The organism is Lewinellaceae bacterium, assembly GCA_020636135.1.
GTDB lineage: Bacteria > Bacteroidota > Bacteroidia > Chitinophagales > Saprospiraceae > JAGQXC01.
Genome location: JACJYK010000002.1, coordinates 782,583 through 803,917, shown reverse-complemented (window position 1 = coordinate 803,917; position 21,335 = coordinate 782,583). Strand labels below are relative to the sequence as shown.

General features: G+C 47.6%; 22 protein-coding genes. 9 read left to right on the top strand and 13 right to left on the bottom strand.

All coding sequences use genetic code 11. The features are described 5' to 3' along the window. Positions 1-3: 3 nt before the first annotated feature. Genes fusA through H6570_18460 form a run of 3 tightly spaced genes read right to left on the bottom strand, consistent with a single transcriptional unit; the run spans position 4 to position 3,049 of the window. Positions 4-2,139: an elongation factor G gene (fusA, locus tag H6570_18470; protein ID MCB9321271.1), complete on the bottom strand. Its 2,136-nt coding sequence runs from the start codon at positions 2,137-2,139 to the stop codon at positions 4-6. 40 nt (positions 2,140-2,179) lie between these two features. Continuing rightward, on the bottom strand, positions 2,180-2,647 hold the full coding sequence (gene rpsG / locus H6570_18465; protein ID MCB9321270.1) for a 30S ribosomal protein S7: 468 nt from the start codon (positions 2,645-2,647) through the stop codon (positions 2,180-2,182). A gap of 27 nt (positions 2,648-2,674) precedes the next feature. Continuing rightward, positions 2,675-3,049 carry a 30S ribosomal protein S12 gene (locus H6570_18460; GenBank protein ID MCB9321269.1) on the bottom strand — a complete coding sequence of 125 codons (375 nt, stop codon included), beginning with the start codon at positions 3,047-3,049 and terminating at the stop codon, positions 2,675-2,677. Positions 3,050-3,193: 144 nt separating this feature from the next. On the opposite strand from H6570_18460, the gene H6570_18455 reads away from it, so the two are divergent. After that, the gene (locus H6570_18455) at positions 3,194-3,661 is read left to right on the top strand and encodes a GNAT family N-acetyltransferase (protein ID MCB9321268.1); all 468 of its coding nucleotides are present in this window, start codon (positions 3,194-3,196) and stop codon (positions 3,659-3,661) included. A 19-nt stretch (positions 3,662-3,680) separates the two neighbouring features. Here the strand turns inward: H6570_18455 and H6570_18450 are convergent, their stop codons facing one another. Next, positions 3,681-4,670, bottom strand: coding sequence for a polyprenyl synthetase family protein (locus H6570_18450; GenBank protein MCB9321267.1), 990 nt, complete (start codon positions 4,668-4,670; stop codon positions 3,681-3,683). Between the two features lie 112 nt (positions 4,671-4,782). Between H6570_18450 and H6570_18445 the strand changes: the two genes are divergently transcribed. Next, positions 4,783-6,504: an amidohydrolase gene (locus tag H6570_18445; GenBank protein ID MCB9321266.1), complete on the top strand. Its 1,722-nt coding sequence runs from the start codon at positions 4,783-4,785 to the stop codon at positions 6,502-6,504. A 75-nt stretch (positions 6,505-6,579) separates the two neighbouring features. Here the strand turns inward: H6570_18445 and H6570_18440 are convergent, their stop codons facing one another. From H6570_18440 to ssb, 3 genes are all read right to left on the bottom strand, one after another. Beyond that, positions 6,580-7,107, bottom strand: a complete 528-nt coding sequence (locus H6570_18440; protein ID MCB9321265.1) for a Smr/MutS family protein — start codon at positions 7,105-7,107, stop codon at positions 6,580-6,582. A 134-nt stretch (positions 7,108-7,241) separates the two neighbouring features. Then, a complete protein-coding gene (locus H6570_18435; protein ID MCB9321264.1) occupies positions 7,242-8,237 on the bottom strand; it encodes a trypsin-like peptidase domain-containing protein in 996 nt (331 codons plus the stop codon). Positions 8,238-8,462: 225 nt separating this feature from the next. Further along, positions 8,463-8,807, bottom strand: coding sequence for a single-stranded DNA-binding protein (ssb, locus tag H6570_18430; protein MCB9321263.1), 345 nt, complete (start codon positions 8,805-8,807; stop codon positions 8,463-8,465). Positions 8,808-8,983: 176 nt separating this feature from the next. Between ssb and H6570_18425 the strand changes: the two genes are divergently transcribed. After that, a complete protein-coding gene (locus H6570_18425; GenBank protein ID MCB9321262.1) occupies positions 8,984-9,343 on the top strand; it encodes a hypothetical protein in 360 nt (119 codons plus the stop codon). Positions 9,344-9,494: 151 nt separating this feature from the next. Beyond that, positions 9,495-10,148, top strand: coding sequence for an outer membrane beta-barrel protein (locus H6570_18420; protein MCB9321261.1), 654 nt, complete (start codon positions 9,495-9,497; stop codon positions 10,146-10,148). Between the two features lie 38 nt (positions 10,149-10,186). Here the strand turns inward: H6570_18420 and H6570_18415 are convergent, their stop codons facing one another. Together H6570_18415 and H6570_18410 are read right to left on the bottom strand one after the other, a co-directional pair. Then, the gene (locus H6570_18415; protein ID MCB9321260.1) at positions 10,187-11,701 is read right to left on the bottom strand and encodes an alpha-amylase; all 1,515 of its coding nucleotides are present in this window, start codon (positions 11,699-11,701) and stop codon (positions 10,187-10,189) included. A gap of 64 nt (positions 11,702-11,765) precedes the next feature. After that, positions 11,766-12,695 carry a hypothetical protein gene (locus tag H6570_18410; GenBank protein MCB9321259.1) on the bottom strand — a complete coding sequence of 310 codons (930 nt, stop codon included), beginning with the start codon at positions 12,693-12,695 and terminating at the stop codon, positions 11,766-11,768. Positions 12,696-12,873: 178 nt separating this feature from the next. Between H6570_18410 and H6570_18405 the strand changes: the two genes are divergently transcribed. Further along, entirely contained in the window at positions 12,874-13,776 is a 903-nt protein-coding gene (locus H6570_18405) for a dihydrodipicolinate synthase family protein (GenBank protein ID MCB9321258.1), read from the top strand. A 76-nt stretch (positions 13,777-13,852) separates the two neighbouring features. Here H6570_18405 and H6570_18400 read toward each other — a convergent pair whose 3' ends face one another. Beyond that, the gene (locus H6570_18400) at positions 13,853-14,947 is read right to left on the bottom strand and encodes a hypothetical protein (GenBank protein ID MCB9321257.1); all 1,095 of its coding nucleotides are present in this window, start codon (positions 14,945-14,947) and stop codon (positions 13,853-13,855) included. 81 nt (positions 14,948-15,028) lie between these two features. Further along, the gene (locus H6570_18395; protein ID MCB9321256.1) at positions 15,029-16,384 is read right to left on the bottom strand and encodes a Gfo/Idh/MocA family oxidoreductase; all 1,356 of its coding nucleotides are present in this window, start codon (positions 16,382-16,384) and stop codon (positions 15,029-15,031) included. Between the two features lie 128 nt (positions 16,385-16,512). Here H6570_18395 and H6570_18390 point away from each other — a divergent pair, with 128 nt between their 5' ends. Continuing rightward, on the top strand, positions 16,513-17,037 hold the full coding sequence (locus H6570_18390) for a hypothetical protein (protein MCB9321255.1): 525 nt from the start codon (positions 16,513-16,515) through the stop codon (positions 17,035-17,037). Then, entirely contained in the window at positions 17,030-18,415 is a 1,386-nt protein-coding gene (locus H6570_18385) for a phosphatase PAP2 family protein (GenBank protein ID MCB9321254.1), read from the top strand. Before H6570_18390 ends, H6570_18385 begins: the two co-directional genes overlap by 8 nt. Here the strand turns inward: H6570_18385 and H6570_18380 are convergent, their stop codons facing one another. Next, the gene (locus tag H6570_18380) at positions 18,416-19,477 is read right to left on the bottom strand and encodes a DUF3089 domain-containing protein (protein MCB9321253.1); all 1,062 of its coding nucleotides are present in this window, start codon (positions 19,475-19,477) and stop codon (positions 18,416-18,418) included. Between the two features lie 188 nt (positions 19,478-19,665). Between H6570_18380 and H6570_18375 the strand changes: the two genes are divergently transcribed. Next, positions 19,666-20,046, top strand: coding sequence for a hypothetical protein (locus H6570_18375; GenBank protein ID MCB9321252.1), 381 nt, complete (start codon positions 19,666-19,668; stop codon positions 20,044-20,046). Positions 20,047-20,087: 41 nt separating this feature from the next. Here the strand turns inward: H6570_18375 and H6570_18370 are convergent, their stop codons facing one another. Beyond that, positions 20,088-20,810 carry a YebC/PmpR family DNA-binding transcriptional regulator gene (locus H6570_18370; protein ID MCB9321251.1) on the bottom strand — a complete coding sequence of 241 codons (723 nt, stop codon included), beginning with the start codon at positions 20,808-20,810 and terminating at the stop codon, positions 20,088-20,090. Positions 20,811-20,978: 168 nt separating this feature from the next. On the opposite strand from H6570_18370, the gene H6570_18365 reads away from it, so the two are divergent. After that, a complete protein-coding gene (locus H6570_18365; GenBank protein MCB9321250.1) occupies positions 20,979-21,335 on the top strand; it encodes a BlaI/MecI/CopY family transcriptional regulator in 357 nt (118 codons plus the stop codon).

Sequence of the window (21,335 nt, the reverse complement as noted above, 5' to 3'; positions counted from 1 at the left end):
AAATCAAACCTTTACTGCACCTTTTGCCTTCTCGATCACATCATCTGCGATGCTCTTGGGTACGGGTGCGAAGTGTGAAAACTCCATGGTAGAACTAGCTCTACCGGAAGTTATTGTTCTCAATTGTGTTACATAACCGAACATTTCGGAAAGTGGCACGTCAGCCTGGATGGCAATTGCGCCTCCGGCACGTGTTTCCTGTCCTTTCGGCAGACCGCGGCGACGGTTCAGGTCACCGATTACAGATCCGGTATATTCTTCAGGACAAACCACTTCAAGTTTCATGATCGGCTCCAGGATGACCGGACTGGTTTTGCCAGCTGCGGCGCGGTAACCTTCTTTAGCACAAAGTTCGAAAGCAATCGGCTTGGAGTCAACCGGGTGGGTCGAACCGTCGAAGATCCGTACTTTCATGCTATCCAGGCCATAACCTGCCAGCGGTCCATTGTCCATGCAGGCATTGAAACCTTTGACCACCGATGGGATCAGTTCTCTTGGAATAGAACCACCAACGATGTTGTTGACAAATTGCATTCTTACCTTACCAGCTTTGAAATCTTCCGAATCCAGGAATTCCTGATCTGCAGGGCCGATTTCAAAGGCAATATCTGCAAACAAACCGGATCCACCGGTCTGTTTTTTCAGACGTTCGCGGTGTTCTACTTTTGTGGTAAGAGCTTCTTTATAGTTCACCTGGGGAGCTCCCTGGTTACATTCTACTTTGAATTCACGACGAAGACGGTCCACGATGATTTCCAGGTGCAATTCACCCATACCGGAGATCACGGTTTGATTGGTTTCGTCATCGTAGCGAACACGGAAAGTTGGGTCTTCTTCAGCCAATTTGGCCAAAGCCATACCCAGTTTATCCAGATCTTTTTGGGTTTTCGGCTCAATGGCCACACCGATCACCGGCTCAGGGAAACTCATGGATTCCAGCACGATGGGATGATCCAATACACATAAGGTATCACCGGTACGTATATCTTTGAATCCTACGGCGGCAGCAATATCCCCGGCTTCAACCTTGTCGATCGGATTTTGCTTGTTGGCATGCATCTGATACAAGCGGGAGATCCGCTCTTTTGCACCAGTCCGGGTATTCAGTACATACGACCCGGCATCCAGTGTGCCAGAATAAACGCGTAAGAAACAGAGTTTTCCTACATAGGGGTCAGTCGTAATCTTAAAAGCCAAAGCTGAAAATGGTTCATCCACATTTGGCTTACGTATTTCTTCTTTTTCGGTATCCGGATTGATGCCGCGGATGGCTTCAACGTCCGTAGGGGCCGGCAGATAAGCACAGACGGCATCCAAAACGGCCTGAACACCCTTATTTTTAAAAGCAGTTCCGCAAAATACCGGAGTAATGCTCATATCGATAACTGCCATACGGATGGCTTTCTTGATCTCGGCTTCAGTAATTGAATTCGGATCATCGAAATATTTTTCCATCAGGCTCTCGTCGTACGAGGCAACTGCTTCCAACAATTTTTCACGATATTCATCAACCGTGCTTTGCAGATCGGCAGGAATGGGTATCACTTTATAGGTCATACCCTGGTCTTCTTCATTCCAGATGATGGCCTGGTTCAATACCAGGTCGATCACTCCACGGAAAGTTTCTTCAGAACCAATGGGAACCTGCATTGGAATCGCGTTAGCTCCGAGTTTCTCCCGAATGTCCGTTACAACTTCGAAGAAATCGGCACCGGCACGGTCCATTTTATTCACAAAAGCAAGACGAGGGACTTTATAACGGTCGGCCTGACGCCAAACTGTTTCCGATTGTGGCTCCACACCGGATACAGCACAGAATAGGGCTACAGCACCGTCGAGTACACGCAGTGAGCGCTCAACCTCCACGGTGAAGTCAACGTGACCCGGAGTGTCGATGATGTTGATGGTATAGGGTTCCTCTTTGTATTTCCAGGACACCTTGGTTGCAGCAGAGGTAATGGTAATACCCCGCTCTTGCTCCTGCTCCATGTGGTCCATGGTAGCGGCGCCTTCGTGTACCTCTCCGATCTTATGGGTCAGACCGGTATAATAGAGAATGCGCTCGGTGGTAGTCGTCTTACCCGCGTCGATGTGGGCGGCGATACCAATATTCCGGGTGAATGCAAGTTTTTTAGACATGGCGGTGTGCTACTTATTCTGGTATTAAATACTAAAGAGATTAAACTTTAAAATGAGCAAATGCTTTGTTGGCTTCAGCCATACGGTGTGTATCTTCTTTCTTCTTAACCGCAGCTCCTTCCCCTTTTGCTGCAGCAATAACTTCTGCAGCCAATTTTTCTGCCATTCCTTTGCCACTGCGCTGGGAAGCAAACTTGATCAGCCATTTCATACCAATGGAAAGTTTCCGGCTTGGATGGATTTCCGTTGGAATCTGGAATGTAGCACCTCCAATCCGGCGGCTCCGTACTTCAACCTGTGGCGTTACATTGCTCAATGCTCTCTGCCAGATCTCGTGTTCGTTATCATTGGAACGGGACTTAACGATTTCCATGGAGTCATAAAATAACTTATAGGCCGTATTCTTCTTACCACGGCGCATAATGTTATTGACAAACTTGGTTACCATCTGATCCTGGTAGCGGGGATCCGGAGCTATAACGCGAATTTTTGGTTTTCTTTTTCTCATGATGTCTGACTGATCAGGATCGAATAATTATTTCTTAGGACGTTTGGTTCCGTATTTGGAGCGGCTTTTCTTACGATCGTTCACTCCGGCGGTATCCAGGGCGCCACGCACGATGGTGTAACGAACACCAGGCAAGTCTTTTACACGGCCACCGCGGATCAACACGATGGAGTGTTCCTGGAGATTATGCCCTTCACCAGGGATGTAAGCAATCACTTCAATTTGGTTGGTCAGGCGCACTTTAGCCACTTTCCGCAGTGCAGAGTTAGGCTTTTTAGGTGTAGTGGTATATACACGAGTACAGACGCCCCGCTTCTGCGGACATGCATTTAAAGCCCGGCTCTTGCTCTTTGTGATGACCTGTTCGCGGCCTTTTCTAACCAATTGATTTATCGTAGGCATAATCTACGTCTTGTTTAAAATGTTAAGTTTTTTCTAGATACTTGACTTTCAGTCGATTCTAGCTTCCTTTTTTGAAAAGCGAATGCAAAGATATTACTATTTTGTGGTTTACAAAAGCCCCCTGAAAAAAATATCAGAAGAAATATGGCCGAAAACCTGACGATTCGCTATGCAGAGCAGGCAGATTTGCCGCATATCCTGGAGTTGGTGAAAGAACTTGCCCACTATGAGAGAGCGCCAGAGGAGGTTTGGGTCACGATCGATGATTACGAGAAGTGTTTTCGTTCCGTCTTTGACGCGCTGGTAGCGGAGCAGGAAGGCATCATCGTCGGCATGGCCCTATACTATATGACATTCTCCACCTGGAAAGGAAAAATGCTTCATCTGGAAGACTTTATCGTAACGGAGGAACAACGCGGAAAAGGAATTGGCAAACAGCTATTTGATGCTGTCATTGTAGAAGCCAAAAAGCAGGAGGTAAAACTCATGCGCTGGCAGGTATTGGACTGGAACGAACCTGCTATTGGCTTTTATAAAAAATACGATGTAACCTTTGATACGGACTGGTGGAACGTTAAAATCCTCTTTACCAGTCCCGGCAATCCCAACTAATCCGATTAATCAAGTATCGTCAGGTCAACCGCCAAACCAGCGCATCACCCAATTCACGTAATAACTGGGTGTTCTCCACCGGGAGAAGGACACGATCCAATGCTTCAGAAGCTGAATCTTCCAATGACCTTAAATAACTTATGGTAGCTTTCGCAACGCCCCAGTCTTCCCAGCAGGACTTAATTGCGTTCACTTTCTCCCTGGCATCCGAATCGTTCGTGGTCATCCGGTTATAGGCATCCAGGTAGTCCGGTAGTTTTTCCGGCGGACACAATTCGATGCCCTTCAGGTATAAGAAGGTCTTTTTGTTCTGCAGGATATCTCCCCCCTCCTGCTTGCCAAAAGCATCTCCACCGTAGGCATCCAGATAGTCGTCCTGGATCTGGAATGCCAGGCCGGTTTGTTTGCCATACCTGTAAAGTGCATCCAGGTCGGATTCTCCAGCCCCGCCAATCATTGCGCCCATGCGGAAAGCAGAGCCCAACAATATGGCTGTCTTGGCCTCAATCATTTGCAGATACTCCGCTACCGTAATCTGGTGCCGATCGGCATAATCCATGTCCATCTGCTGACCCTGGCAAACCCCAATTGCCGTTCTGGCCAGCTCCCGGCTCAACCCAAGAGCCAGTGTATCCACATAACCATTCAACAAATAATCCATACAATGCACCATCATGGCATCGCCGCTTAATATGGCGGCATTGGTATTAAACGCAGCGTGAACCGTCGCCTTTCCACGCCTCAGTGGAGCTTCATCCATAATATCGTCATGCACCAGGGTAAAAGCATGGAACAACTCCAAAGCATAGGCTGCCGGTATGGCCATTTGCCTCCGGGAACGATCGTAACAATGGGTAGCGAGCCACAAGGCATAAGGCCTGAGTCGTTTACCTCCCAGGTTCATCAGGTATTGTACAGGCTGATAGAGCGTACCGGGAATCAAACCGGAAAACTGTTTTTCCAGAAATGGATCAAACTGTTCGCGAAATTCCTCAAAGTATGGAAGCATAAAAAAACCTGTTCGTGATCAATTCAAATTTCGTCACCCGGGTCCAAAAGTAAGGTTAGTCCTTACGGAAGCGTAACGTTTTTGTACTTTCATTGCCAAATAATTTGAAATTATGCGGTTGTTCCTGATACCTGCGACATGCTATTTAATTCTGGCTACCCTGATGGGCTGTTCCCAACCGGCTGAAACCAAAGCTGATCTGGTGATCACCCATGCACAGGTTGCTACGGTTGACAGCACATTTTCCATGGCGGAGGCCATCGCGGTTAAGGGAGATCACATTATTGCGGTGGGTGATGCCGGTTCCATGCAATCATTGATCGGCGACTCCACCAGAGTGATGGATGTGAAGGGTGCTTTTGTTATGCCTGGATTCATTGAAGGTCACGGTCATTTCTCAGGTCTGGGTAACAGTCTGATAGAACTCAACTTCCTGAAGGTTAAAAGCTGGGATGCCATCGTAGCCATGGTTGATTCGGCGGTACAAAAATCCAAACCAGGTGATTGGATCATCGGGCGGGGCTGGCATCAGGAGAAATGGACTGAACCTCTGGAAAAAAGTGTCCTGGGTTACCCCTATCACGATCAGCTGAGTCAGGTCTCTCCGGATAATCCGGTCTTGCTGGATCATGCCAGCGGCCATTCTTTATTCGCCAATAAAAAGGCCATGGACCTGGCCGGCATTTCCGATGAAACGCCCAACCCTTACGGAGGGGAGATCGTCCGGGATGCATCCGGCAAAGCCATTGGTGTGTTTGAGGAACGGGCCCAATCCCTCTTCCAGGAGCCCTATCAAAAATACCTTGATGGCATCAGTGATGAGGAAAAGGCAGCCAAATGGTTAAAAAGTGTTCGTCTCGCTGAAGAAGATTGCCTGAGAAAAGGCATAACCTCCTTTGAAGATGCTGGCACCACGGTGGCGGAACTGCAGGATTTTATCAATCTTGCTGACCACCAGGACCTTAACCTTCGACTCTGGATGATGATCAACGACAGTTACGACCACATATCCGATGTTGCTGGCCAATATCCCAAATTAAACATCGGCGGTCAGCATTATTTGACTGTTCGGGCTGTAAAAGCATACATTGACGGCGCTCTGGGTTCTTTCGGGGCCTGGTTATTGGCCCCCTATGCGGATAAACCTGGATTTGTCGGCCAGAATACCACCAAAATTGAGGACCTCGAGCGAATGGCTAATCTTTGTATTGACAACAACCTGCAGTATTGCATCCATGCCATAGGTGATCGTGCAAACCGGGAGGTGATTGACATGTACCAGCGTACTTTTGAGGCACATCCGGATCAGCATGACCTTCGCTGGCGTATTGAACATGCACAACACATCGATACAGCAGATATTCCCCGTTTTCACCAGTTGGGCATTATTGCGGCCATGCAGGGTATCCATTGCACCTCAGATGCGCCCTTTGTTGAAAAACGTCTGGGTGCTTTCAGAGCCAAATACGAATCTTATCCCTGGCGATCGCTGTGGGATGCTGGTGCCATAATTGCCAATGGAACCGATGCACCGGTGGAAGATGTTGATCCCATTCAAAGTTATTACGCTACCGTGACCCGGAGGCGAGCGGACAATGGTTTCACCTTTTATCCGGAACAGTGTCTGACCAGAAAAGAAGCATTGATCTCCTATACCCGTAATAATGCTTATGCTGCATTTGAAGAAAATGAGAAAGGTTCTTTAACCCCGGGACGATTTGCAGATATCACTATCCTGGATACCAACTTATTGACTTGTGCAGACGAGGCTATTTTAAACACCAAAGTATTGTATACGATCGTTGGCGGCAAGATCAAATATCAAAAGGAATAGCTTTAGACTGTAAGACCAGTTCCTGAAGTATGTTATGGCCCGGATGTACCTGTCATCCATGCATCCTGGATGGTTTCAGGAATTTCGATGATGATCAAACCATATTTCCAGAGCGCCACCTTCATTGATCGCGTGAAAATGTCTGATGGCAGGAAATGCGCCCAATAAATGCTCAAGTTCCATTTTCAACACACCGGTTCCCTTACCGTGGATAATTACCACGCTGGGTAACTTCAGGCGGATGGCCTGATCCAGGTATTTTTTAGCCTGTGCTATCTGAAAAGTCAATGCCCTTGATGGTGAAGCGTGTGCCAATTCCGGATTCAACACCTCCAGGTGCAAGTCCAGGTTTCGTGGAAAATCCAGCCATTCCGGATGTCGGCGAGGAACTTCTTTCGTCAGTTCCAAAAGAAAAGGGTCAATCGATTGGTCAGACTGGTCAGGTATCAGCTCAAGGTCACTGCCATTTACATGGAGTCTGGTTTCACCGATTTGTACAATTGCCTGGTTAGAACCATGGCGCCCGCGAACCGTCCCGCGTTGTTGCAACGATTTCACCCACACCAAATCGCCAACCCAAAGGGTTTTGATATCGACACTCATACTGCAAAATAAACTACTGTGATTTGAAATAAGACCGAGGCTTGCAAATTATTATACCCATGATGACGGCTTCTGACGGGTAAACAGCAAATGAACATTCCGTCGCTACTACATGAACCCCATCCTACCAGTATTCAGGTTTTCAATTCTCCCGGTGTAACAAAAACTTGTTCCAAAACCCCATTGCGGATAACAGAAATGCAGACTATACGGTCTACTTTGGTCTCGTCCAGTTTCTTGTGCAGATCATCAATTGACCGGATCACTTCCCCATCCATGGCTACGATTACATCGCGTTCCAGCATCGCGCTGAAGGCAGCCGGCTGGTGCTTTTCAATTTGATGAACCAAGATTCCTGTCGTTTGCGTGAGCTTGAGTGCGGCGGTAAGGCGAGCCGGAAGCTGAATGTTTTGCCCGGCAATACCAATAAAGGCCCGCCGGACTTTGCCTTCCCTGATCAACCTACTCACAACATATTCGGTGAGATTCGAAGAAACTGCAAAAGCCAATCCCTGGGCAGAGCGGATCACCGCTGTATTGACGCCAATGACCTGACCCTGCGAATCGAGTAAGGGTCCACCTGAGTTGCCAGGATTCAGGGCGGCATCTGTCTGAATCACATCATCGATCAGCCGACCGTTTTCAGCTCTCAAAGTTCTTCCTAAAGCACTGACGACCCCAGCAGTGAGGGTATATTGAAATCCATAGGGATTGCCCATAGCGATGGCAATCTGACCCACCTGCAAGGCATCGGAATTCCCAAATTTGAGGTGTCCGGTTTTTTCAGCTGGTATTTGGATCAGCGCAATATCGGTGGCCTGGTCCTGCCCCATTAAGGTTCCCTGAACCGATCTCCCGTCGTACAGATTAACCTGGATCTTTGCGCCTTCTTTCACCACATGACTATTGGTTACCAGCAGGCCATCGCTGCTGATCAAAAACCCAGAGCCTGTGGCTGGGTTTCGGGTTTTGTTTTTATATACGATCAACTGTACAATTGCCGGACTTGCATTGGCTGCAACTCCGGTGATGGTTCTGGAGTAAGCGTCGAGTAAAACCTGATCCCTGGTACCAGATACCGGAGACGATTCAAGATGGGAAGCGAGATCTGATTGAATGGTTGAAATCATAGGATGCGATTTGAGAGCAGTCCATCGAGAATGATACCAAATGCCGTAATATGGAAAAAATGTCATCTTGCCTATCACGTCTGAGCCATTTTGACAGGCCTGTCTTCTGCTTCCGGCGAATGCAGACCTCATCTCCAACTTTTGCAAAACAAGATTTCAAAGAACTAAAACAGGATTCCGGCCGCCCGTAAGACCAAAGGGCAGCCGGAGAACCTGGCAAGAACATTAGAAAGGCTTTTGCTCTCTGGTATTTTTGATGAACTGGTCCACCTTTACTTCTGTGAAGGTCTTCCTGACACCATCTTTTTCATATTCCCGGTGTTGAAGTTGTCCCTGGATGGTCACCTCCGTGCCCTTGCGAAGCAACTGGGTCATCAATTCGGCAGTCCGTCCCCAGGCGACCAGATTATGCCATTGGGTATTTTCCTTGGAATTTCCCTGGGCATCGCGATATACTTCATTGGTCGCGATGGTGCACTTGACCAGTTTCGTACCATTATTCAATGCTACCATTTCAGGATCGCGACCCAGATGTCCGATTAATTGTACTTGATTACGTAAGGAATTCATAACTTAAATTTTTAACAGGATTACTTAATAAATCCTTGTGCGCACAAGTCGTTTTACCATATGTCGAACGACAGCAACAAAGTAAAAGCGGTTGGATTTTGGATACCATCTATTAAACGTTTAAATTCGTATCTATACGTTTAGCAAACGTTTACTTACGGCTATAACCACTAATTATGAGTAATTCTTGTCTTCACTGCGGCAACACATTTTTCGGTCGGGCTGATAAAAAATTTTGTTCAGACCAATGCCGGGCTACTTATCATTACCAAAAGCAGAAGGATAGCTCCGGCGTTATCCGCCGTATCAATCAGATCTTGAAACGAAATCATCAGATTTTAAGGACTTTAAATCCAAACGGAAAGAGTCGTGTCCACAAAAACACCCTGTTGGATCAGGGATTTAAGTTTTCCTACCACACCAATACGTTCACGACGAAAAACGGACATACCTACACATTCTGTTATGATCAGGGATACGTCGTTTGGGATGATGATTACTGCACGCTGGTCGAACGACAAGATTATGTTGATTAGACCCAGGTGAGTTTCTAATGAATTAATTAGCCTTCCGGTTCATTTTCCGGGTTGTTTACATATTAAAACAAATTAATATGTTAATTCAATGTTTCTGGCATAATGATTGGTCCATTTAGGGCGTTTGCAATAGCACCAAAAACAGTACTCCATGTCCCGAAACCGATTGCAATACGTCATTTGGACCTTCGTCTTTATATTGCCTCAATGCTTGCTGGGGCAACGCAAAGAAGGTCTGCGATCCCAGGCAGGTTTTGAGGCTGGATACTCGCATCATCTTATCCTGCAATCATCGGATAAAACTTTCAATGAAATGCAGACATTGCCGGGTTACCATGTTTACCTGTTTAAGCAATGGAGAATTACTTCACATGTCGGACTTCAGGTTGAAGCTGGCTGGACGCAACGTATTTACCGGTATCCGGATGATGTCTATTTTAATGCCGACCGTCAGCAGGACATAAAGGTGAACCGGTACCTGCACCACCTTACCGTACCGATGACCATAGCCTTTCAATCAAAAAATTTCTGCTGGCGACTGGGCGCCTTCAAAGAATGGCCGCTTTCCTCCGAATCTGATCCAAAATCCAATTCACCTCAGCCTAACTTACCTGAACAGCAGGATTATGGGGTTGTCGTCAGTTGGGAATGGCAGTTCGGTCCGATTGGTTTCTTTGCCCGCTGTCTGATGGGTTTGGACAAACATGCCGTGGTTCCTTATCCCGATGAAACCGGAGCAACTTCCGATACGATTCAGCCCCGTTATTCAACCCTTCAGGCTGGGATCCGCTGCGCGGTATTTTAGTCGGAACCACGGTTGATGTCTATAACCTGATTTGACAATTAGCTGACAGTTACCAACGAAAGATTAAAAACCTGATACTGATATGGCCGTAACGGGATCAACAAATAATCCCCTTCCCATTGAAAGGCCAGTTCTTCACTTGCAGACCACAGCCCGACAGGATCATTTCCTTTTTGATCCGGCAAATGGATGTAAGCCGTGCCAGGTGAACCATCGTAGTTAATCACGATCAATGTCCGACCACTTTTGTGTTCCCATTGCCATGCAAAAAACTGATCCTGCTGATTCCCTTGCAGGTTAATCTGACTCCAGGTTCCCTGAAAAACATCCTTCCTGAGCAGATAAAGCAGCTTTTGATAAAAGAACCAGGTATCGGAACAATAGACGCTGGCTGGGTTATCCTTAACCATCAGGGAACCACAGGAACACGGTATTTCAGGAGGAAATTCCATCATTTGCACCGGAACTTTCCTTAAGCTTCCTTCCCATTGTCCATCGTAGAAAAAACGCATGCCTGGCAAAGTATAGGTAGCAATGGCAGCGGCGAAACTGCGTTCTTTACCAAAATGGGACAGGGCCCTTTCTTCATCGTGATTTTCAAGAAATCTTACCAGTTTACTTTGGTAGTCATCATCGGCCAGGAGGTGTTCCCGGACCCCCTGTCGTTCATTCCCAACCAACCGATCCAGCAACCGTTTATCATAGGTAAAATCAAATCCCTGCTGTTGCAACTCCCATTCCATATCCCAATACACCTCGGCCATCAGCTGGAATTCAGGGTGCCTGGCCTTGATGACCTGGATTGCCGTTGACCAAAACTCAGAGATGGATGGAGAATGGGTTGTAGAAAAATGATGTTGCCACGTCTTATTGAATATACGGTTTACCAGCAGCATAGCCATGTCGCAACGGACACCGTCACACACTTCTGCCAGATTCGATAATTGGTCCTCCATCCATTGCCTGGCATCCGGATTAAAATAATTGACCTGGACCGTGTCACGCCAGCCCGGAAAATAAGGATCCCGGCCATGAGCAAAAATCAGGTTACCATGACGGAAATATTCAGTGGGATTTTGACGAATAGCTGCTTCATCACCCTGGATAAAATACTCCGGAAACTGATCGATCCAGGGAGATTCCACACTAAAATGATTGGGGACGAAGTCCAGAATCAATTGCATGCCTCGTGTGTGCAATGTTTCGCGTATCCGGGCGATGTCATCCCAGGTACCGACATTTTCATTCGGTTGATAGCGGGCAATAGCGTACGGTGAAGCCCCAATATGATATTCAAACGGTGGATATCGCTCATCAGGATGGTAATCCAGAACGCGCTCGGGAAATTCACGGCGTATCCGGGCATCAACTACTGCGGTTTGCCATACCCCCATCAGCCAAACCTGACCGATGCCCTGGTCTTTCAGGTAGTCCCAATACGAACCGGGCACATCACTCAAAGTGGATTTTGCACCAAAAAGACGGAGCCACGGCCGGGTATTTATCTCATAAAGCAATGGGTTCTTGAGCATGGAGTGTAATTCTTTGATCATTGCAATATAAAAGATAGTCTTTTCGAGGTTAAACTGTGAACTGCTAAATTTTATCTTCCAAGCTTCATGCATTCCACCATTGTAATACCCGCAACGCCCGAACAGTATTGATACGGCTGGGCTGTCCCACCTTCTCCAGATGGAAGAAAACCCGGCCGGCATGATTTTGCTGTAGAGGCCATCTTCCCTGAATGTCTTTTTTCAAATTCAAAAGCTCAATAGCAGGTTCCATCCGTTCATCGTGTGGAGCATTGATCCATTGAAAGTAATCCAGCATCTTCAATATATCATACCTCCAGCGAGTAGGAAATGAAAGCCTAGTCATCTTTGGATCCACAATTTCACCGGTACGGTGGGACTGATAAAGCTTATGTTCCAGCATGAATGTAATGCCTGCCCTGATAACCCGGTCAATATGTATGTCCGGCTGTTTCTGCCGCAACTGAAAAGTCGATAAACCTTCCAGAACAGAAAGGGTTGAATGAAAGGAACTATGATGCGCTCCCTTGTGCAAACGGCAGTTCCAGCCGCCATCCTTCATAGTTACCTGGAGCAAATGATCTACCAGAGACTTTTGAAACCTGGGTTGTATTTCCCAATAAGCCAACATGGACAGTAACATGCCATTGACACATGTATCGGAGGGATTCCAGGTCTTCTGTGGCCCCCATCCTCCGTCAAGGGCCTTGTTTGATTCAAGAAGTATCTCCAATCCATGCAAAACGGCCGGTACCGGAGGTAAATCAAACCGCTTCAGCAACAAACAGGTATAAAAAGTAGAAGTCCATTTTGGTGAATACAGGCCATGTCCCCAGGTGTCGGAAGGATCCTGACTGTCAAGTAATGCCTTGCCCCATCCCTCTCTGGCAATGGCTCTCCGGGCCTGCTCGATCGTAGCTGGCTGGCTGTGCATTAAGTCCCGATGCACCCAGTGCAGAATAACAGGATCTCCTGTAAGCAGCCAGTCCAGTGTTTCAGGGCTTATCTCTACCATTAAGAAAGATTGCTTAGTCCGGAAGTTACCCATTTACTGCAGAAGTGATCCGGTAAATTATAGGGTGACCAGCTATCGCCGCAGAATTGCTAGCATAACACATCCAGACCATGTGTTATAGCCGCCAATTTTACAATTCATACTATCTTCATCCTTTCATCCAACAGAGTTTCAGACAATGAACCAGACCATCCTCCAACCCGGCGTTTATGTTGCCAATCTAACGCCAATGACACCGGACTTACTTCCTGATATCCCATTACTAATCAGTCATTTAAGGCATTTGATTAATAAAGGGGCCCAGGGTATCGCCCTGCTGGGTACTACCGGTGAAGCCAACTCATTCAGCCTCCAGGAGCGCATGGATCTGATCACCGCAGTGGTCGAAAACGGTATTCCTGCGGATCGGTTGATGGTTGGAACGGGATGTTGTGCCCTGACAGACACGATAGTGCTGACCAAACACGCCGTTCGGTCCGGGATCAAAAGCATCCTCATGCTCCCTCCGTTTTATTATAAACAAGTCTCTGATGATGGTTTGTTCTCCTATTTCCAAAGGGTGATCGAAGGCGTAGCTGCTGACCAGTTGGAGATCTATCTGTACCATTTCCCTAAAATAACCGGACTTGATTTCTCCATTCCTTTGCTCGAAAAACTGCTCCAATCCTATCCCGGTCAAATCGTAGGCATGAAGGATTCCAGCGGAGATCTTGAACATGGCAAAATGATCGCCTCCCATTTTCCGGGATTTAAGCTCTATGCGGGTACCGAAAAATACCTGCTTGACATTTTGCGGGCAGGCGGGTCCGGATGCATCTCCGCTACCGCCAATGTCACAGTTCAAAAATGTGCTGAGGTATTCCGTCATTGGCAGCAACCGGAGGCTGACCAGCTTCAGGCTGAAGCCAGTGCACAACGGCAGATCTTTGAAGGCCTGCCTTTCGTTTCCATCCTGAAGCAATACCTGGCTTTCACTACCGGCAACCAGCAGTGGCTCCATGTGCGCCCTCCCAATGCCCTGGTACCGGACGATGTGGCCCGGCAGGTAGTTGAGCGGTTTACTGCTGTGTCAGAAAGTTGATTTATTGAGGTAATGTTTTGTTTCAGCCCAGCTCAATCCGTGAACAGGGAATTGGATAAACACCAAATCCCGTTCCTCACAGCTTGATAACCTTTTTATTCTTATACAACCACCAGGCGAAAAGCCAGATAAACATGGCATAGGTTATCGCCTGTAATAATGATCCCAACTGGTCGCCGGCATGCTGGAAGAGATGCGAATACAGCCACCCGTACAAACCCTGGTCTCCGATCTTGATCATCCCGAATATGCGGATCACCAGCCCGGATAATGCATAGGACGCCAATGGATTTAGTCCAAACACCCGGAATACATAGGCCCATTTTTTCCACCCCTGCACATCAATAATCCAGATCAGCAGACTCAACAGTAGCGTAGCCAATCCTCCGGCATACAATACGTAAGAACTGGACCAGATGGGTTTATTGATCGGAAATCCCAGAAAATTCCAGGCAACTCCGCCAAGCACCAAACCTATACCCCAGGGTAAGATCCGAATGATCTTCTGCATAGGCATTTCGACCTTTTGCATGGTCTTACCAATCAGATAGCCTACCAGGACCGTACCGACCGTGGGTATGGTGCTGAACAATCCCTCCGGATCGAAGGGGATGCCGTAACCGTGATAAATATGGCGTTCACCAAATAACCATAGATCTATGGTTCGAACGATATTATCTTCCAGTGACAATGGATTGGGCCCACCCAAAACCAGCATTAACCCCCAATATCCCAGGAGGATTGCAGCCAGGACATAGATCAGCCACTTCTGACGTACATAGATGACGATCAATGCTCCAATGCCATAGGCCAGGGCAATTCGCTGTAATACACCCAGAATGCGAAGATCTGCGATCGATTTATTGTAAAATGGAAACCAATTCAGTAACAAGCCCACCAAAAAGATCAAAGCCGTACGTCTCAACACTTTCCTGATCCAGGCTGAGCGGTCTTTGTGCTCGTATTTAAGAAATGAAAACGACATGGACAGACCCACGATAAAAACGAAGAAAGGAAATACAAGGTCGGTTGGTGTGCATCCATTCCACTTTGAATGTTCCAGTGGGGCATAGATATGTTGCCACGATCCCGGATCATTGACAATGATCATGAAAAAAATGGTCATGCCACGCATGACGTCAATCGACAACAGCCGTTTTTTCATCTTGATTGGTTTTCTGGTAAAAGTTACGAATTATGCCCTGTTCCCAGATCATCTGACCTTTGGAATAAGCGATACTGGAAAACAAAACTACCCTTCGTATTTCCAGCCGTTGTGATACGTCGGCTGGATAAGAGCCGTCGCTTCTGCATCATTTTTAAATTGATTCTTTGTACTATCCCAATAGATCTTTCTTCCGGTCTTGAATGCAATATTGCCCATATGGGCATTGATGGCAGCAACACTGCCGGTCCTGATACCGCACTTCAGACTTCCCGGGTCGTTGTTTTTAATCGCCTGGATGAAATTCTGGGTATGGAGATCCAGATAATTGAGATTACCTGGCTTGTTATATTCAGGAACAGCCGGGTATTTATACACCGTCATGCCTTTATCCCCATCGTACTGCGTCTCCGGAATGATCTCCCATCCACCACGGTTCACAACCAATGTGGCATTATTACCAATGAAGGCAATACCTTCCGTCCGGCCGTAATTTCCTCCGTCGATTCCAGTGGCATGTTCCCACAACATATTGAAATGATCGTATTCGAAGACCGCCTGGAGGGTGTCCGGTGTTTCAGCCGGATCATCAGGATAGGCTAATTTGCCTCCGGAAGCCACAATGGACTTTGGAGCCGTGGCATTCATGGCATACAATGCAATGTCGATTTCGTGTACACCCCAGTCGGTCATCAGTCCTCCCGCATAATCCCAGAACCAGCGGAAGTTAAAATGAAAGCGATTGGGGTTAAAAGGACGGGTGGGAGCAGGTCCCAACCACATGGTGTAATCCACTCCGTCGGGTACCATGCCATCCGGTTGCTTCTCCATGGGCTTCATCCATCCCTGGTAAGCCCAAACCTTAACCAGCCGGATGTTTCCCAAATCGCCGGAACGTACGATTTTGATGGCCTGTTCGTAATGCGGGCCACTGCGCTGCCATTGCCCGATTTGAACCATCCTATCCGATTTTTCCGCCGCTGACAACATCCACTGGGCTTCACCGATTGAATTAGCGATCGGCTTCTCACAGTAGATGTGCTTACCCGCTGCAAGGGCATCAACAAAGATGCGCGGATGCCAGTGATCGGGCGTACCTATCACCACCGCATCAATGGTCTTATCGTCCAGTAATTTCCGGTAATCCTTGTATTGAGCAGCCTTGGTGCCCCTCAGCTTCATGACATCCTCACTGCGACGGTCAAGCACCGATTGATCCACATCGCATACCCCAACACAATCAACTTCCTGCATGGATAAGAGTGAACGCATGTCCGCCCACCCCATACCATTACATCCTATCACGCCCATACGCATCTTATCGGAAGCGGGTATGTTGCGTTTACGTTCTGTTGCTTCAAGGGGTAATAACGGAGCTGCTCCGAGCACGCCAGCAATGGTTGCTGATTGGCGAATGAATTTGCGCCTTTCTATAGCTTTCATATTCCTCATTTTTACGGATCTTAAGATACCATTTGAGATTGATTTCTTCGAATTTCTCAGTTACCTTCGTCCATTCTTCAGTCTATTTATCGGATCTCTTTACAGGAGCTAAAGTCGAAATCTGTTTTATGAAAATTGTCTTTAAGCAATTGGCTATTGGTTCAGTGTTTTTGCTTGGTGTTATCGGTTGTAATCAACAACCAGAGCTTGAGATGATTCAAAACAAAATCTCAGACCGCCAACGGCTTATTTGCCGCATGGATTCACTTCACTTTGAAACTTCGACCCTCTGGGATTCTGTCAATGCATTGATGGACCATCAACTACCCGTATCGATACCTGCTGAGGAACGCACTCATTTACTTGCGGTGAGGAATGCACCACTGATCGAAATGTTTGAAGTCTACGATCTGCTGGACGATCCTACCAAAAAAATCATCCGCGAGGCAGGGATCGAAGATTCGCTTCTGGCACAAAGGACACGGGAAACGATGGACTCCGTCGAAAAGATGGATTTCTGGCTGGACAGCATCCTGGTATCTGTCTCATCGAAGTGGCCCGCATTGTTGCCGGATATCCGTAATCAAATGAACGAACCCTGCCCCCGGTCAGAACACCTTAACGATCAACCTCATTCAATACTATATGAATAACAAATTTACCAATGCAATCATTGTACTCCTGCTGATGTTCGGTGTGTTCGCATGCCAGAAAGAAAGTCCCGTCCTATTGCCGGATGAACTACCTAAAACGGCTGATTTTGACAATGAAGTCGCATTGGAATGGATGCAGTTTTATCTTGAGATTGAACGCTATACGCCCGGATATCGCCCACCTGTTTCGGCCAGGGCTTCAGCCTACATTTGTCTGGCTGCTTATCAGGCTGTTGTACCCGGGATGGCTGAATCTTACAATTCCCTGCAATCCACTTTTCCTGCTATGAAGCTTCCGGAAGCTGAATCCGGACAGGAATACCACTGGCCTACCGCATTGCATGCCGCCTACAGCAGCATCTTTTCCGCATTCTTCCCGACGGCTCCGGCCAGCATGCAGCAGAAGTTATTCGCCTTAAAACAAAAATTCAACATTGAGTTCGGGCAAACCGTGCCTGCAGACGTCTATAAGCGTTCCAGTGACTTTGGCACTGCCGTCGCCAATGCCGTGTACAATTGGTCAAAGACCGATGCCAGTGGCCACGAGGCCTATTTGCACAACACCGACCCCAGTTACCAGCCGCCAAATTTCGCTGGTTCCTGGCAGCCTACATACCCCGATTATTCTCAGGCTCTATTGCCCTACTGGGGCCAGGTCCGGACTTTCGTGGCCAGTTCCGATGACAATGCCCCGCAACCTCTTCCCTTCAGTACCGACCCGACCTCCCAAATCTATGTCCAGGCCAAGGAGGTAAAGAACCTGGTCAATCTGATCAAGGGTGGTCAAAATTATGAAGACCGCTGGATTGCAAACTTCTGGAGCGACGATTGTCCTATTCTGACTTTCACACCATCGGGCCGCTGGATCGCTGTCACCAACCAGCTGATTTCGACGAAGAAATCATCACTGGATGAAGCCGTGTATGCTTATGCGAAAGTGTGCATGGCTCTCAGTGATTCCGGTGTCCGTTGCTGGAATGAGAAGTACAAATACAATTATTTGCGGCCTGTGGACTATATCCGGCAGATGATGGGCGATACCGAATGGAATACCGTGATGTGCCCGGACGGCTCGGGTAATTACTTCACGCCTCCTTTTCCTGCTTATCCGTCGGGACATGCCACATTTGGCGCTGCCGCTGCCGAAGTCCTCACCGATGTATTTGGGATCTCGACGGCTATGACCGATCGATGCCATGAAGGGCGGACGGAATTTATCTCGACGCCCAGGTCCTTTCAAAGCTTCTATGAAATGGCGGAAGAAAATGCCTATTCGCGTATTCCGCTGGGGGTCCATTTCAGGATGGATGCAGAGGCAGGCCTCAAACTGGGTTATCAGATCGGCCGCAAAGTGAACCGGTTGCCGTGGAAAAAATAATTAATTCCCTATCCGGGATGCCCCTCCCGGGTTTTCCTGAAGGTATGCCTGTACCCTACCGGCAGCATTGGATCTGACATTAAAATAAAAGAAGTTGTAATCGGCTATGTGGTAGTTCTTGGTACGGATGAACAAGCTCCCCGGAAATTTAGGCTTGGTAACCCATAGCATGTCCTGAACGACCTGAGCATCTACCAGATTCGGCATCACCTCATTGAATTTAAACAACAGTGAGCCCTGGTTTTCCTGACGAGGCACGTAAAGTGTATCGGTTGTCCACGACAATGGATTGGTTACGATCGTCTGAGGCCTCGGAGCAAACCTGCTGGCGAGGTAAGGATGTCTGAAGTGGGCTTCATAACCGGTCTGAAAGGTCCTCCAGGAACATATGCAGCCGGTCTGATCCGGCGTAGTACAGGGTGGTAAGAATTTGAAATCGTCCCGGGACACAGGCATGCCCACCAGGTAAGCTGCCACCAACTGGTGCTGTAACTCCTTGCCATCAAAATATTTCCGGATCAATGGAATCGCATGGGTGGTACCCTGACTATGACTGGCTATTATGATGGGCCGGCCATTATTCCAGTGTTCCAGGTAATAGCTGAATGCCGCATCAACGTCCTGATAAGCCAATTTGAACGCCCTGGTGGCAGAAGAATCATCGCGGGTGAAATAAGCCTGGTAATGCGCCTGCCGGTAGCGTGGCGCAAATACCCGGCCGGCCTGATTGAAAAGACTGGCCTGAAAAAGGATCGCCGTTTCATCTGTCCGGGCATTAAGTGTGGCATCATCGATACAGGCATTCCATTGGTTTTCTCCCTTTTTACCAATGTAGGTCGTCGGATAAATAAAAAAGATATCTGCCGGAAGATCACTTTCATTAGCGGACGGCTGATTTGGAATGCTATCTGCGGCGTCTGCCTTGTCCGGATGGGCTGCCCAATTCGCCAGCAAACTGTAGTCCGGGGCGATGCCCATCTTCTGATCGGCAAATACCCCTTGAGGGATTACCCGGCATGAGGTCCCGATGACAATAAGAAACAGCAAACTCCAATACTTCATAGGCGCAGCTTAAATGACAATGTGTCTATTAAATGACAAAAATAAATATCATATTGTTAGCATCTTAAACACCCAACAATAGAAACCCATTTTTGTCCATCCCGGTTAAGGCAACAGTATAAGAATTACAGATTGGCACGGAACATGTTTTTTTAACTTACCATTGACCGTAATAAAATGACCTAATCATGAAACTACCAGGCATTCTCTTTTTAGTGATTTGTATGTTGACCATTCGTTGTACGAAAGAAGAGATCAGGGAAAATGTGAAATTTCTAGGCGCGTATACCATGTCGGAAACTTGTGGCCTGGGTGATGACAGCTATGATCTGGTCATCTGGGAATCCGGCAGAGACGCCCAGTCCATTGTTATTTACAATTTGTACAACTGGGGAGAAAGTGCCTCCGCACGTGTTAGCGGCAATACCCTCACCATTGAAGAGCAAATATTGGATGGCATTACCTTCTCCGGATCTGGTTCTTTAAATGGTGATGCACTGGAAATAAACTTTGACGTATCACTGGATTCACAATCGGATAGCTGCAATGCAACCGGCGTGCGGAAATAGGATTTCATATTTCAAAATCTCCGTTTATTTCCTGCACGGGATTACTCCAGGTTGTAAAACACTTTTTGGACATCCTCGTCCTCTTCCATCTTTCCGATGAGTTTGAGAACTTCCTGTTCTTCCTCTTCTCCCAGCTTGACCAGGTTGAGGGGAATCCATTCCAGTTCGGAGCTGATCACTTTAAGCCCTTTCTCTTCCAGGGCATGCTGCATATTGCCAAATTCAACAAAGGGAACCCGGATGACCAGCAGTTCTTCATCGTTTTCACCGGTTCCTTCTCCCATCTCCTCCAGGCCGTTATCGATCAATTCCAGTTCCAGCTCTTCGGGGTCCAGTCCGCTGGGGTCCAGCTTGAAGACGCCCATTTTCTTAAACTGAAAGCTCACGCTTCCCGAGGTACTGAGGCTACCGTTGAATTTATTGAATATGGCCCGCACGTTGGCTACGGTCCGGGTAATGTTATCCGTGGCCGTTTCGATCAGAACTGCGACGCCGTGGGGTGCGTATCCTTCGTAAAGCACTTCTTCGTAGTCGGACATATCCCTGCCCATGGCCCGTTTGATGGCTGATTCCACTTTATCCTTGGGCATATTGACCCCTTTGGCATTTTGCATCACCCGGCGCAAAGCGGGATTGGAGTCCGGTTCCGGTCCCCCAGCTTTTACTGCGATGGCGATTTCTTTGCCAATGCGGGTAAACTGCTTGGCCATCCGGTCATAACGGGCAAACATGGAGTGCTTGCGAACTTCGAATATACGTCCCATATAAGGTTTCCTTTAGCGGGGCAAAATTAGGGATTTTCAGGAGAAATAACCACTGGGTTGCTAAATACTGCGGGTGTCCGGCTGTTCGGTATTTTTACTAACTAATTTTTAGTTGCTTAACGAAATATTCGTTAAATTAGAAGCGTTACCTTATAAAGTTCACCTCCTATGCACACCATTCTCAATCCACGCGAAGAAGAAGTTATGCGCATCCTGTGGAAATTACAGAAGGCATTTGTCAAAGACATCCTTGCGGAAATGGATCCTCCCGCCCCCCCGTACAACACCGTCTCTTCAATCGTACGGAAACTGGAGACGGAAGGGCTGATCGGCCACACTGTCTATGGCAATACGCATCAATACCATCCGGTCTTACAGAAAAAACAATACCGTAAATGGTCTTTTGAACGGTTGTTCAATCATTACTTTGACCGGTCACCGGAAGCATTGATGTCTTTCTTTTTGGATGAAGAGTCTCTTGATCAGGAAAAACTGGAAGAAATTATCCGCAAACTCAAAAAATAA